Source organism: uncultured Odoribacter sp. (genome assembly GCF_937966165.1).
Taxonomy (GTDB): domain Bacteria; phylum Bacteroidota; class Bacteroidia; order Bacteroidales; family Marinifilaceae; genus Culturomica.
Genome location: NZ_CALCLB010000026.1, coordinates 1 through 13,019 on the forward strand (window position 1 = coordinate 1; position 13,019 = coordinate 13,019).

The 13,019-nt window shown below is 40.8% G+C and carries 14 protein-coding genes; 9 read left to right on the plus strand and 5 right to left on the minus strand.

Annotation, left to right across the window (positions count from 1 at the left end; all coding sequences use genetic code 11):
- Both Q0465_RS10625 and pssA read left to right on the plus strand, forming a co-directional pair.
- Window positions 1-432 (plus strand): hypothetical protein (locus tag Q0465_RS10625; protein WP_298615997.1); only part of this gene is annotated, 432 nt, incomplete at its 5' end.
- Window positions 433-584: 152 nt separating this feature from the next.
- Complete coding sequence (gene pssA / locus Q0465_RS10630) at window positions 585-1,319, plus strand: CDP-diacylglycerol--serine O-phosphatidyltransferase (RefSeq protein WP_298615999.1); 735 nt, start codon at window positions 585-587, stop codon at window positions 1,317-1,319.
- Between the two features lie 317 nt (window positions 1,320-1,636).
- Here the strand turns inward: pssA and Q0465_RS10635 are convergent, their stop codons facing one another.
- Window positions 1,637-2,449 carry a hypothetical protein gene (locus tag Q0465_RS10635; RefSeq protein ID WP_298616001.1) on the minus strand — a complete coding sequence of 271 codons (813 nt, stop codon included), beginning with the start codon at window positions 2,447-2,449 and terminating at the stop codon, window positions 1,637-1,639.
- Window positions 2,450-2,511: 62 nt separating this feature from the next.
- On the opposite strand from Q0465_RS10635, the gene galE reads away from it, so the two are divergent.
- Window positions 2,512-3,534 (plus strand): UDP-glucose 4-epimerase GalE, encoded by a 1,023-nt coding sequence (gene galE / locus Q0465_RS10640; RefSeq protein WP_298616003.1) that lies wholly within the window; start codon window positions 2,512-2,514, stop codon window positions 3,532-3,534.
- Between the two features lie 142 nt (window positions 3,535-3,676).
- On the opposite strand, the gene glmS is transcribed toward galE, so the two are convergent.
- Window positions 3,677-5,515: a glutamine--fructose-6-phosphate transaminase (isomerizing) gene (glmS, locus tag Q0465_RS10645; protein ID WP_298616005.1), complete on the minus strand. Its 1,839-nt coding sequence runs from the start codon at window positions 5,513-5,515 to the stop codon at window positions 3,677-3,679.
- A gap of 92 nt (window positions 5,516-5,607) precedes the next feature.
- Complete coding sequence (locus tag Q0465_RS10650) at window positions 5,608-6,423, minus strand: glycogen/starch synthase (protein WP_298616007.1); 816 nt, start codon at window positions 6,421-6,423, stop codon at window positions 5,608-5,610.
- 152 nt (window positions 6,424-6,575) lie between these two features.
- On the opposite strand from Q0465_RS10650, the gene Q0465_RS10655 reads away from it, so the two are divergent.
- The 6 genes from Q0465_RS10655 (at window position 6,576) to pyrF (ending at window position 11,220) form a co-directional block, all read left to right on the plus strand.
- Window positions 6,576-6,929 carry a YraN family protein gene (locus Q0465_RS10655; protein ID WP_298616009.1) on the plus strand — a complete coding sequence of 118 codons (354 nt, stop codon included), beginning with the start codon at window positions 6,576-6,578 and terminating at the stop codon, window positions 6,927-6,929.
- Between the two features lie 32 nt (window positions 6,930-6,961).
- Window positions 6,962-7,369, plus strand: coding sequence for an OsmC family protein (locus tag Q0465_RS10660; protein ID WP_367274309.1), 408 nt, complete (start codon window positions 6,962-6,964; stop codon window positions 7,367-7,369).
- Between the two features lie 113 nt (window positions 7,370-7,482).
- Window positions 7,483-7,899, plus strand: a complete 417-nt coding sequence (locus Q0465_RS10665) for an OsmC family protein (RefSeq protein WP_298616012.1) — start codon at window positions 7,483-7,485, stop codon at window positions 7,897-7,899.
- A 257-nt stretch (window positions 7,900-8,156) separates the two neighbouring features.
- Window positions 8,157-9,155, plus strand: a complete 999-nt coding sequence (locus Q0465_RS10670) for an SDR family oxidoreductase (RefSeq protein WP_298616014.1) — start codon at window positions 8,157-8,159, stop codon at window positions 9,153-9,155.
- 114 nt (window positions 9,156-9,269) lie between these two features.
- Entirely contained in the window at window positions 9,270-10,352 is a 1,083-nt protein-coding gene (gene prfA / locus Q0465_RS10675) for a peptide chain release factor 1 (protein ID WP_298616018.1), read from the plus strand.
- Window positions 10,353-10,389: 37 nt separating this feature from the next.
- Window positions 10,390-11,220, plus strand: coding sequence for an orotidine-5'-phosphate decarboxylase (pyrF, locus tag Q0465_RS10680; protein ID WP_298616020.1), 831 nt, complete (start codon window positions 10,390-10,392; stop codon window positions 11,218-11,220).
- A 55-nt stretch (window positions 11,221-11,275) separates the two neighbouring features.
- Here the strand turns inward: pyrF and Q0465_RS10685 are convergent, their stop codons facing one another.
- The gene (locus Q0465_RS10685) at window positions 11,276-12,088 is read right to left on the minus strand and encodes an HAD hydrolase family protein (RefSeq protein WP_298616022.1); all 813 of its coding nucleotides are present in this window, start codon (window positions 12,086-12,088) and stop codon (window positions 11,276-11,278) included.
- A gap of 31 nt (window positions 12,089-12,119) precedes the next feature.
- Window positions 12,120-12,977 carry a pyridoxamine kinase gene (locus Q0465_RS10690; RefSeq protein ID WP_298616024.1) on the minus strand — a complete coding sequence of 286 codons (858 nt, stop codon included), beginning with the start codon at window positions 12,975-12,977 and terminating at the stop codon, window positions 12,120-12,122.
- Window positions 12,978-13,019: the final 42 nt, after the last annotated feature.

A 13,019-nucleotide genomic window follows, 5' to 3' on the forward strand; every position in this document is an offset into this window, starting at 1 on the left:
GAAAGAACGTTAGTTACTGAAAATCTTATTCCCTTTTTACGTTTGACAGCGGAAGATTTGATAAAATTAGCTAATGCAGATTACATGGAGCAGTTGGATGCCTTGCTGAAAGAATCGGATGTGGAGAGCCGTATGCCTGTATTTTATCAGAATTATCAGGAATTAAATAAGAAAAACAGAGAAGCTTACTTTCAAAATTTGCTGGATATTCTGCGTAAAGATCAAAAAGATTACATTGACAATTTGCTGAATAATCGTTCAGATATTTCTACTCAGGAAATTTTATTATTGATTTTAATGAAGTTAGGAGTCAGTAATAAAGCGATAGCCAAAGTTTTATTTATCACTCCTGACACATTAAAAAAAAGAAAGTCGCGTTTGAAAGTTAAAATGGAAAAGAACCGGGACAAAAAAGACAAACAGGAAAAATAGGTGTCAAATCCTTTGAGAAACGCTAGGAAAAGAAAAAATTATTTTCGTATACTTGTCAGCGGTAAATTTATAAAGGAAATAACTGGAGATTTGTTTCCAGACAATTGAATACAGTTGGTAACGACATAGAAAATACAAATAGAGGAACGAATATGAAAAAACATATACCTAATTTAATTACAGGCTTGAACGTAATATCCGGTAGTATAGCAATATTTATGGTAATGTATGGTTATCCTGAATTAGCGGCAGCTTTTATTTTGTTAGGGATGATTTTCGATTTTTTCGATGGTTTGGTAGCTCGTTTGTTACATGTTAAATCGGAAATGGGTAAGGAATTGGATTCTTTGGCAGATGTGATTAGTTTCGGAGTAGCGCCTGCTTTTTTAGCGCATCTGCTTTTACGGAATATTGTTTTTGCAGGAGGAGAAGCGAGCCTTTCCGGAGGAAGTATAGGGCAGCTGCTTATTCTTTTTTCTCCTGTGCTCATTCCTTTTTTTTCTGCCTTTAGATTGGCTAAATTTAATTTAGATACCCGTCAGACCCGTTCTTTTATTGGGATGCCTGTACCGGCTCATGCTTTATTTTGGGTGGCCTTGATTTTTGCATCCCGTTATTTACCGGAAATATATACTGCATTTTTTGGAAATATAGGGGTTTTGGTTGCTTGTATCGTTATTCTGTCCTTATTACTGATTAGTGAATTGCCCATGTTTTCACTAAAGATTTCCGGTTTCGGATGGCAGGAAAATAAAATCAGGTATCTTTATTTTCTGACTTTAATGGTGATAGCTTTAATAGGTGGTTTAGCTGTTATTCTATTCATTATTCCCCTTTATATTCTTTTTTGTGTCATAAATGCTTTAATAAATATCAGCAAAAAGTAAGGAAGTTGCTTTATTTCGAAATAAAGGTTACCGTTTGAGGAAAGGCGGAATACCGGGGTACAGAGTTTTATTTTTGAAGATCATCCGGTTTGTTTTAAGGGTAAACAGAAATTTCATCGTTAATTTTAATGCTATTTAGGATGTGGTTGCCTATTCCCCGAAAAGACTGAAGATTATACTTCAGGCCTGGGAAGGGAAAGAGGATATCCTGGTCAGTAGAGAGCGGGTGGCAGCTTTTAAAAAATGGATGGACAGGTAAGGAATGCTGTGCAGGAAGATTATTATTTTAGCCGGCGCGATGGCCCCTAAAGAATCTTTCAAAGGTCTGCATCTACGAGCGGGTCGTAGGAGACATAATCATAATCGGGAGAAATTTTAATCCTGTTCGCTTGCATAGGAGAACCTTCCGGACCGGAAACAGACGGTATGGATTGTACTGCAGAGGTATTGGCAATAAATGTGCTGTCTTTCGTCTTCTTGAATGGAGTTGTCCCGATTTGAGTGATGACAACGAGACCGGCAATTACAGCAGCAGCAACCCCGTATTTCAGGGAACGTTGTATCCAATTCCCGGATTCTGTATTAATATAATCGGGAGAAACGGGTACCGAAGAGAGCTCAACCTGACGAATCCTTTTGATGCGGGAAGTCCGTTTAAGTACTTCTATTTTTTCCATGCCCAGCACTGGAAACAGAAAATTCTTTTCTGACGGTTCGAATAAAATATGAAAACGGCGGTCTGTATAAAAACTACCAATTCCCTCAAAGTTTATTCTTTCCCGTTGATTGAGGCGTATTTTTAAGTCCTCGCAAAAGAATTCGATTTGCTTTATGGCTTTATCGTAAGAGATATTTTCCTTACACGCGATCCAATTGGCCAGTAAACCGTCATTATGGGTCAGATTACAATTGAATACTATCGTTTTGGAAGGAGGGTATATAAATCCGTTTTTCTCATCTATATATGCACTTTTATAATTGCATATAAATCCACCGAATTCGGGAATGATTACGCAATCGTGCAAAAAGAGCAAATCTGATATGTATTCTATATATCTATGCATATTGCAAAAGTAGGAAAAAGAAGCAAAATCTCCATACTTATCGGTTGAGTTTTTATAGATTTTCATATTTTATTATTTACTTTGCAATGATTTACAGTGAGTAGGTTAATCTTATAAATTTTTATACGATGAAAATATTTGTTACAGGAGGTACCGGTTATATCGGGTCTCATACAGTCGTTGAGCTTCAACAAAGTGGTTTTGAAGTGATAATTGTAGATAATCTTTGTAATTCCAATATTCAGGTTTTGGATGGCATTGAGAAAATTACAGGTATTCGTCCGGAGTTCGAGCAGTTTGATTTGACGGATGCAGCAGCTACCCGTGATTTTTTTGCCCGTCACAAAGATATTTGTGCTGTTATCCACTTTGCAGCTTTGAAGGCTGTCGGGGAATCGGTTGTGAAGCCTTTAGAATATTATAGAAATAATCTGAATTCGATGATGAATGTTTTGGCTTCTATGCGGGAATTCGGGGTTAAAAATCTGGTTTTTTCTTCTTCCTGTACTGTTTACGGACAGGCAGATGTGCTACCTGTAACAGAACAAACACCGCGGAAACAAGCAGAATCTCCTTATGGAAATACGAAAGCGATGTGTGAAGATATTATGCGGGATTTGGCAAAAGTAGAGAAAGAGATGAATCTGATAGCTTTGCGTTATTTCAATCCGATAGGGGCTCATCCTTCTGCTAACATAGGGGAATTACCCAATGGAGTGCCCAATAATTTAATTCCTTATCTGACTCAGACTGTCGCTGGCATACGGGAACAGCTCAGTGTCTTCGGGGATGATTACAATACTCCGGACGGAACCCCGGTAAGGGATTATATCGATGTAGTCGATCTGGCAAAAGCCCATGTGGTTGCCATACGCCGGTTGATCGGAGGTAAGAATAAAGCGAATTACGAGTATTTTAATATCGGAACCGGGAATGGAGTTTCCGTACTCGAATTGATTCAGGCTTTTGAAAAAGCTACGGGAAAGAAAGTGAATTACAAAATTACCGGACGCCGTGCCGGAGATATAGAGAAAGTTTGGGCTGATACTTCTCTGGCGAATAAGGAATTGGGCTGGAAAGCTCAGGTCGCTTTGGTCGAGACTCTGGCTAATGCCTGGAGGTGGCAGGAAAAATTGGATAAAAAGAAATAGGTATCTTCTTTCCGGAGAAAATACGTTGGAAAAGGGGTGTTTGGAAGGCCTGTCGTTCAGCGGACGACTGACTGTTTTCCGCAGGAAACAGTCAGCAGACCGGAGGTGCTGTTCATTAAAAAGACCTTCCAGATGCCCGTTTCTATTCTACCGTTACCGATTTTGCCAGATTGCGGGGCATATCGACATTGCAGCCGCGCAGAACCGCAATATGATAGGAAATAAGCTGTAACGGAATCACCGAAAGCAAAGGAGATAATAATTCCAGTGTATCGGGAATTTCAATGGTATATTGAGCGATATTTTTTACAATTTCTTCTCCGGGATTAATGAGAGCGATTACATTTCCTTTCCGGGATTCGACTTCCTTAATATTGGATACAATTTTTTCGTAATAAGTGTCGCGGGTCGCTATCACAAAAACCGGCATTTTTTCGTCTATTAAAGCGATAGGTCCGTGTTTCATTTCAGCTGCGGGATATCCTTCTGCATGTATGTAAGAAATTTCTTTCAATTTGAGAGCTCCTTCAAGGGCAACGGGATATTGGCAGCCACGGCCGAGGTAGATGGCATTGGGACAATCTTTGAGCTGAGCAGCTAATTCTAGTATTTCCTTATCTTTTTTCAGAATCTCGTTAATTTTATCTGGCAGTTGATATAACTCTTCTATATAAGCTTGGTATTTTGTATCGGGTAATAGTCCTTTTTTGTGTCCGATGGAAAGAGCCAGCATGGTTAGGACAGCAATTTGGGCTGTAAATGCTTTTGTAGAAGCAACTCCGATTTCCGGACCGGCATGGGTATATACGCCTGCGTTTGTTTCCCGGGCGATTCCGGAGCCGACGACATTACAAATGCCCAGGACCGTTGCTCCTTTCTCTTTGGCTAAGCGGACTGCTGCCAGTGTATCTGCTGTCTCCCCGCTTTGAGAGATGGCAAGTACGATGTCATTTTCTTTGATGATCGGATTCCGGTACCGGAATTCGGAAGCATATTCCACTTCCACGGGAATTCCGGTCAGCTCTTCCAGGAGGTATTCTCCGACCAGACCGGCGTGCCAGGAAGTCCCGCAACCGACAATTATAATTCTGCCGGTACGAAGAAGACGGGGTATCATTTCGCTGATTCCGCCCAAAAATATTTCAGAAGCTTCCAGATTGACTCTTCCGCGTATGGTGTCGCGGATCGAATAGACTTGTTCATAGATTTCCTTCAGCATAAAATGGGGGAAACCTCCTTTTTCGATTTTTTCAATATCCAGGTCTACCTGTTGGATATCCGGGGATAACATGTCGTTGTTACGGGTTTTTAACGTAAGTCCGTCTTTCCTCAGAACGGCGATGTCGTCATCGTTTAGATAAATGACATTTTTGGTATATTCAATGATTGGAGTAGCGTCAGATGCTGCAAAATATTCTCTGTCTCCAACGCCTATGACCAGGGGGCTCCCTTTCCGTGTTGTGATGAGTTTGTCCTGTTCGTCGCTGCACAGGATAACCAGCCCATAGGCTCCTACTACTTTTGTCAAAGCCAGGCGGACGGCTGTTTCTGCATCTATTCCTCCTTTCAAGTAAATATATTCGATCAGATTTACCAGTACTTCTGAATCTGTTTCACTTTTAAAAAAATACCCTCTTCTGATTAATTTTTCTTTTAAGAGGGTGTAATTTTCAATAATGCCGTTGTGTACCAGACAAAATTTTCCATTCATAGAGGTATGGGGATGTGCATTTACATCATTGGGTTCCCCGTGTGTGGCCCAACGGGTGTGCCCCATACCTGTATTCGCATGTAGATTTGTTTCCTGAAGTTTTTTTTCCAGGTCCTGAACTCTTCCTTTTGTTTTATAAACATGAATCTGGTGATGATGGATCAGGGCAATACCTGCAGAGTCATACCCCCGGTATTCCAGACGTTTTAATCCGGTTAAAAGTATGGGACAAGCTTCTCTTCCCCCAATATAAGCTACAATTCCACACATAAAGTTAGTTCGTTAGTAAATAAAAAAATTATTGAAGTAGATTTTTAATAAAAAAAAAGCTGTATAAGTTTTTGTCTTATACAGCTTTCTGCCTATCTTTTGATTTCTATGATCTGATCGAAAAAATCCGAATAATGATCGATATATTCTTCTTTATTGGAGTATTCCAGAATAGGTTTTCCCAATTTTCCGGCATATTCCTTCAGCTCTTGTTCTATATTTGTATTGTTAAAAATAATGCCGTCCGAATAATAAAATGCCAATTTATTTACATTCGTATGTGTTGGCTCTTTTACCAGATTTACGTCTTTAGCACTGATATTTTCGGTGAGGATTTTTTTATGGAAATCTTTTTGTAAATTCCCTTCAAATGTATCGTTAGAAGTAGAGAATACGACTTTAGAATGAGTAAAAATCGGATCGTCCGCATATTCTTTTTTCAGGTAAAGGGGAACGAGCGAAGTGAACCAACCCTGACAATAAATCAAGTCCGGTGCCCACCTGAGTTTTTTTACTGTTTCAAAAACTCCTCTTGCAAAGAAAATAGCCCTTTCATCATTATCTTCAAAGAAGCGTCCTTTTTCGTCTGTAATCGTATGCTTCCTTTGGAAATAATCTTCGTTATCAATAAAATACACTTGCATACGAGCAGATTGTATGGAAGCAACTTTTATAATTAAGGGATGATCTGTATCGTTAATGATCAGGTTCATACCGGACAAACGGATGACTTCGTGAAGTTGGTTGCGGCGTTCGTTAATACAGCCGAACCGAGGCATAAACGTTCTGATTTCTTTCCCCTTTTCCTGTATTCCCTGTGGTAAATATCTGCCAATATGCGACATTTCCGATTCGGGCAGGTAAGGCATAATCTCTGAGGATATAAATAAAACTCTTTTCTTCGCCATAATTGCATTCTCCCAAAAAACCTTACAAAGATATACAATAAAGTTTAGATATCAAAAAGTTAAAGTTCGGAAAACTGCAGTTAAGCAAGTAAAACTATATCTATTTTTTTTATTTTTCAAATTTTTCTTTACATTTGATTAAAACTTTTGACATGGCAGGATCTCTCTGTTTGGGGCATACCGGAGAAGACAGAGCCGCCGCTTATTTGCAGGCTTTAGGATACATAATACTGGAGCGGAATTGGCGTTACCGGCATTGGGAGATCGACATTATCTGTATGGACGGGGACGTAATCGTAGTGGTAGAAGTGAAGACCCGTCAGAAAGGAGTTGAATATCCTTCAGAATTGGTGGATTTCCAAAAAAGAAAAAATCTGTTGAGTGCTGCTGCCGCTTATATCAGGTGTAAGAAATTGGATAGAGAAATTCGTTTCGATTTAGTAATAGTGAGTGGGGTCGATCTGGGTATACAGCATTTCCCGGAAGCCATACAAATGTTTGATTGAAAAGGAATGATAATAAATCATTAAAAATTTAGATGATGACAACAGTAAAAGCAACGTATTTAGGTGATTTGCGCATAGAATGTGAACATTTACAGAGTGGGACGAAAATTATTACTGATGCCCCGACTGATAATCATGGGAAAGGAGAATCTTTTTCTCCTACTGATTTATGTGCTTCTGCTTTAGCAGCCTGTATGATGACTATTATGGGCTTATACGCCCAGAATGCCGGTCTCGATGTCAAAGGAACTGAAATCGAAATTACGAAGGTAATGGCTACAGATCCGAGGCGTATCGGAGAAGTTATTGTGACGTTTCATATGCCGGACCGGACTTACACGGAAAAAGACAAAAAGGCATTGGAACGGGCTGCTCTTACTTGCCCGGTGCATTACAGTCTGGGGGAACAAGTGAAACAGACAATTACTTTTGAATGGTAAACGGGTATTTGTTTTAGTTACCGTGTAAAATGTAGCTCATTGGGATATATTTTACACGGTTTTTTATGGGTAGGAAAACTTTCTCCCCTTCCCTGCGTATTTGAAGAAAAGAAATGATGGAAACGATAAAAATAAAATACTTGGGGGATTTACGGGTAGAATGTGAACATGTACAGAGTGGAATGAAGTTGATCACGGACGCACCTACCGATAATCGGGGAAAAGGGGAATCTTTTTCTCCTACTGATTTATGTGTCACATCTTTGGCTGCTTGTATGATGACGGCTATGGGATTATTTGCCGAGGCTATCGGGGTCGATGTTTCCGGTACGGAGGTGAGTATAGTCAAGAAAATGGAGGCAGATCCTTTGCGCCGTATCGGTGTCGTCGATTTGGTTTTTTTTATGCCGGAACGGGAATATTCGGATAAACATAAGATTGCTATGGAGCGGGCAGCACGGGCCTGTGCTGTTCACAGAAGCCTGAGCGAGAACGTCATTCAGCATGTCAGGTTTAACTGGAAGGCATGAAAAATGCTTTGTATTTTTGAAGAAATTCAGCTGACGGATATAATAGATGCCGGAGCGGAAAAGGGGGTGAAAGTCGTTTAAAAAAGCAAAATATCTGAATAAAAATATGAAACTCTTTCAGGGAGGAATTCGTTTTAATTAAAATAAAGAGATTGGCGAAGTTTATTTCCGGAACGGGAATTAATTATGGAGTGTAAAATAGAAAATATGCTCCGGTATCTCTATGAAAAGTCGGTTTTTGCTAAAACAAATTGTATATGGTTTTTGTCACAGGGGCTACGGGTTTATTAGGTAGTCATTTATTATATCATTTGGTGGAAGATGGACAGGGCGTGTATGCTTTAAAGAGGGACAGCAGCCGTTTAGAAGGGACACATGAAGTATTTTTGCAATATCCGGGGGGAGAGCAGGCCTGGCAGAAAGTAAACTGGGTGGAAGGGAATGTTTTGAAGAAAGAAACACTGGAGCCGGTAGTGCAGCAGGCGGAATGTGTATATCATTGTGCTGCGGTTGTCTCTTTTTCCGGAGGGGATAAAGATAAACTGCTGGACATTAACCTGAAAGGAACGGAGAATATTGCGCAGTTATGCCGGAAATATAAGGTCCGTTTATGTTATGTCAGTTCGATAGCTGCTTTGGGAGATGCCCGTCATGAAAAGGAAATTGTAGATGAGAATACTCCTATTATTATGGAGACGGTCCGTTCTGTATATTCGCAGAGCAAAATAGCAGCAGAAAATATTGTCTGGCAGCAGGTAAGGAAAGGATTGGAAACGGTTATTGTCAATCCTTCTATTATTTTAGGGGCGGGTCATTGGGGAAGAAGCAGTTCCCAATTGTTTCTGATTGTTTCCAAAGGAATGCCCTTTTATACGGATGGTGTATGCGGATATGTAGATGTACGGGATGTCTGTAAAGCAATGCTAATTTTGGGAAAAGACAGGGAAGTCGAAGGAGAACGTTTTGTCATCAATGGCGGCAACTATAATTATAAGGAATTATTTACCTGTATTGCCCGGGCGACCGGTCATAAGCCTCCTTTTCTGGAAATGAAACCCTGGATGACTTCCCTGGCCTGGCGTTCTTTAGCTGCGTGGGGGAAAATGACCGGGCGACAGCCGGTTTTTACTCAGGAGACAGCCCGTTCTTCACATCATAAGTCTTATTATTCTGCTGCTAAATTTTTAGCCCGCTATCCGTACTTTTCTTTTTATCCTTTAGAGGAGACTGTCCGGCAAATTTCCCGTTGCAGGTAATTTCCTGGCCGGATTTAAGGCGATGTTCCGGTACTAAAATATTGTCTAAAAGAGGTGTCCCTCTGGGGTAAAAATATTATTTTTGTGTCGGAAAATATAGAAAAAGAAAAATATATGGAGAATCCGCTGATAGAAAAATTAGAGACCTATTATATCCGGTTTAAAGAAATCGGTCAGTTAATTACTGATCCTGAAGTTATCGGAGATATGGAGCGTTATGTGAAATTGACAAAGGAGTATAAGGAACTGGAAGCTATTACGACTGCGGCGGATCAATATAAGAGGACATTGGCAACTGTGGAGGAATCCCAGCACATTCTGGATGTGGAAGAGGATGCGGAACTGAAAGAAATGGCTCAGCTGGAGTTGGAGGAATTGTCGGAAAAATTACCGGAAATGGAACAACATATTAAATTATTGTTGGTACCGGCAGATCCGGAAGACTCCAAAAATGTAATTTTGGAAATCCGCGGAGGAACGGGGGGAGATGAAGCTTGCCTTTTTGCCGGGGATTTGTTCCGGATGTATACGAAATTCTGTGAGAGAAGGGGCTGGAAAATTGAGGTAACCAATGCGAATGAAGGAACAGCGGGAGGATACAAGGAGATTGTAGCCAATGTTTCCGGTAATGGAGTTTACGGGATTTTGAAGTATGAGTCGGGGGTACACCGGGTACAACGGGTGCCGGCAACAGAGACACAAGGGCGAATTCATACTTCTGCTGCTACTGTGGCTGTTTTGCCTGAAGCGGAGGAAGTTGACGTACAGCTCAACCCGGGAGATATCCGTAAGGATACCTATTGTTCTTCCGGCCCCGGAGGCCAATCCGTAAATACGACTTATTCTGCTATTCGGTTAACTCATATTCCTACAGGAATTGTCGTTACCTGTCAGGATGAAAAGTCGCAGATTAAAAATCTGGCTAAGGCGATGAACGAATTGCGTTCCCGTATTTATGCTGTCGAATACCAAAAACATATGGATGAAATTGCTGCGAAACGAAGGACGATGGTATCAACGGGCGACCGCTCGGCGAAAATACGGACTTACAACTATCCGCAGGGAAGAGTGACAGACCACCGGATTAATTTTACTCTTTATAATCTCTCCGCTGTCATGGACGGAGAAATCGATGAGGTCATAGAAAAACTGCAAATAGAAGAAAATACAGAAAGACTGAAAGAGACGGGACTTTAAAAGAACAAGGTATAAATGAATAAAAAGAGATACAACTATGAATTATACAGGTTTATTTGAGCAGATCAAAAAAAAGAGATCGTTTCTTTGTGTGGGACTGGACTCTGATATCGCTAAGATCCCTTCTCATTTATTGGAAGCAGAAGATCCGGTATTTGAATTTAACAAAGCTATTATTGAAGCGACAGCAGAAGTAACGGTCGCTTATAAACCCAATATTGCTTTTTATGAAAGCCGGGGAGTAAAAGGCTGGGAGAGTCTGGAAAAAACAGTACAATATATACGGCAGCAATATCCGGAAATTTTTACCATCGCAGACGCAAAGCGGGGGGATATCGGAAACACCTCACAGATGTATGCCAAAGCTTTTTTAAATACTTTGAATTTCGATGCCATTACCGTTGCACCTTATATGGGTGAAGATTCCGTCATCCCCTTTTTACAATACCCGGATAAATGGGTAATTTTATTGGCCTTGACTTCCAATAAAGGGGCTTTTGATTTTCAATTCCGGGAAGAAAAAGGAGTGAAACTATATGAGGAGGTTTTACGCAAGTCTCAGGAGTGGGGAGATAAACAGAATATGATGTATGTTGTGGGAGCTACTAAAGCAGAAATGTTGGAAGGAATACGGGCTATTGTGCCGGATCATTTTTTATTGGTACCGGGTGTCGGCGCTCAGGGCGGGAGTCTGGAGGAAGTTGCCAGACATGGGATGAACGCTTACTGCGGGTTAATTGTCAATTCTTCCCGGGGAATCATATTTGCGGACAAGACTGAACAATTTGCCGTAAGGGCGGGAGAAGAAGCCCGTAAATTACAGAAAGAGATGGAAATCCTTTTGAAAGAAAAAGGAATTTTGAAATAGGTCCTATTCCCAAAAACCGGACGAAAGACTGCCGGAACATAAATCCGACAGTCTTTTATAAAATTTGGATAACAAATTCACTAAACCCTTCTTCCTTATCGGATGCTACGGTATGATAATGAGGAAGCAGCTGGGAAGGGGCATTTTTCACCAGATAGGCTTTTCCGCAAATGTCCAGAAAATCGGTATCATTGTAATCATTTCCGATGCCGGCACAGTCGGTAGGGGCAATCTTTAAAATATCCAGTAAATATTGGCAACTGCTTCCTTTATTCACAAGAGGAGGATATATTTCTAACCATACAGCTTGTTTATCTATGGGAGAAGTAGAACGGATAACGGAATAAAGGGGAAGGTCCTTTTTTATTTTTTCAATTAAAGCTAATTGTTGACTATTCAGGATCATAATCAATTGTGTTGCTGAGGTCTGTATTTCTTCGGGATACGAAATAAGTGTTCCGTAGTCCCGGAATTTATCGATCCGGCGGATATAATCACTGTGGGCGGGATAGATATCGGTATAATAAAAATAGTGATTGTCCGGAATTTCTTGTTGTATCGTAAAATTGATATTGTAGTTCCATAAATAGGCGGCTAATTGTTGAGTTTCTGCTTGGCTGAGGTGGTAGGCTTGCAGGATTTTTTTGTTTTTCCATTCCATGATTCCGGCTCCGGAAGAAAAAATCAGGTAATCGATGGGAAAATCGTCGGGCAGGAATTTACGGGCAGCAAATAAAGTCCTGCCGGTAGCAATGATCCGGACGATTGAACGGGAGCCTAATTCCCGGAAGGAACGGAGCGTTTGCTTACTGATGCTACCCCCTGAGGGGAGTATGGTGCCGTCCAAATCCGTGATAATTGCTTTCATAAAAATAAGAATGCCTCTAAAAAGATAAATATTAATCGATGATTTCGTAGCGGTAGTAGGGAAGGGGTTCATTTAGGTAATGAAGCACTTTTTCCTGATTCATACCGTCGAGGGGGCTCTGGTCATAACCGAAGGTGGCTTTTATTCCCATATTGATAAAATAAACAGCCCGGTCAATTGCTTCCGGGAGACTGTCTCCGTTCAGTAGACAACCGGTGATAACGCTGGCGAAGGCATCACCGGTACCGGGATATGAAGCTGGAATATAATCTGAAATAACACGCCAGGTTCTTCGGTCTGTCTTATTATAGGCAATGGTGGCGATATTTTGGTGATTGCCGGAAGGGGCCGAGGTAATAATAACGTATTCAGGACCCAGGGTACTCAATTGCCTGCACCAGTTTATTGTTTCTTCCTGATTTATGTGATCTGTTCCTTTTTCTCCCAATAAAAAACAGGCTTCAGTAAGATTCGGCGTTATCACCTTTGCTTTTGAGCACAGCTTTCGCATTCCCTCCACCATTTCCGGAGTCATACCCGGATATAGCTGATTGTGATCTCCCAGTACGGGATCAACCAGAATAAAATTGTCTTTTCGTCCGAAGTCTTCGAAAAATCCGGAGACAATGTCCATTTGGCGGTCAGAAGCCAGGTAACCGGAATAGATAGCGTCGAATTTTAATTTTAATTCTTTCCAGTGGTCAATGATATCCTGCATGTAAAAAGTCAGGTCCAGACTACGGTAGTTCTCGTATTCGCTATGGGCAGAAAGGATGGCTGTCGGAAGGGGGCAGACCTGATAACCCATATGGGAAAGAACGGGAATAACTACCGTAAGGGAAGCTCTTCCGTATCCGGATAAATCGTGTATCGCAGCAATTTTTTTCATATCCGATGCTTTGAGACAAAGATAGGAGAAATAAACGGAAAT

Excerpts from the sequence above, each read along its gene's own strand:
- Q0465_RS10660 (WP_367274309.1), top strand. The coding sequence starts at position 6,962 with ATGATGACAACAGTAAAAGCAACGTATTTAGGTGATTTGCGCATAGAA.
- Q0465_RS10650 (WP_298616007.1), bottom strand. The coding sequence starts at position 6,423 with ATGGCGAAGAAAAGAGTTTTATTTATATCCTCAGAGATTATGCCTTAC.
- Q0465_RS10685 (WP_298616022.1), bottom strand. The coding sequence starts at position 12,088 with ATGAAAGCAATTATCACGGATTTGGACGGCACCATACTCCCCTCAGGG.
- pssA (WP_298615999.1), top strand. The coding sequence starts at position 585 with ATGAAAAAACATATACCTAATTTAATTACAGGCTTGAACGTAATATCC.
- Q0465_RS10690 (WP_298616024.1), bottom strand. The coding sequence starts at position 12,977 with ATGAAAAAAATTGCTGCGATACACGATTTATCCGGATACGGAAGAGCT.
- glmS (WP_298616005.1), bottom strand. The coding sequence starts at position 5,515 with ATGTGTGGAATTGTAGCTTATATTGGGGGAAGAGAAGCTTGTCCCATA.
- Q0465_RS10670 (WP_298616014.1), top strand. The coding sequence starts at position 8,157 with ATGGTTTTTGTCACAGGGGCTACGGGTTTATTAGGTAGTCATTTATTA.
- Q0465_RS10665 (WP_298616012.1), top strand. The coding sequence starts at position 7,483 with ATGATGGAAACGATAAAAATAAAATACTTGGGGGATTTACGGGTAGAA.
- galE (WP_298616003.1), top strand. The coding sequence starts at position 2,512 with ATGAAAATATTTGTTACAGGAGGTACCGGTTATATCGGGTCTCATACA.
- Q0465_RS10655 (WP_298616009.1), top strand. The coding sequence starts at position 6,576 with ATGGCAGGATCTCTCTGTTTGGGGCATACCGGAGAAGACAGAGCCGCC.
- Q0465_RS10635 (WP_298616001.1), bottom strand. The coding sequence starts at position 2,449 with ATGAAAATCTATAAAAACTCAACCGATAAGTATGGAGATTTTGCTTCT.
- prfA (WP_298616018.1), top strand. The coding sequence starts at position 9,270 with ATGGAGAATCCGCTGATAGAAAAATTAGAGACCTATTATATCCGGTTT.
- pyrF (WP_298616020.1), top strand. The coding sequence starts at position 10,390 with ATGAATTATACAGGTTTATTTGAGCAGATCAAAAAAAAGAGATCGTTT.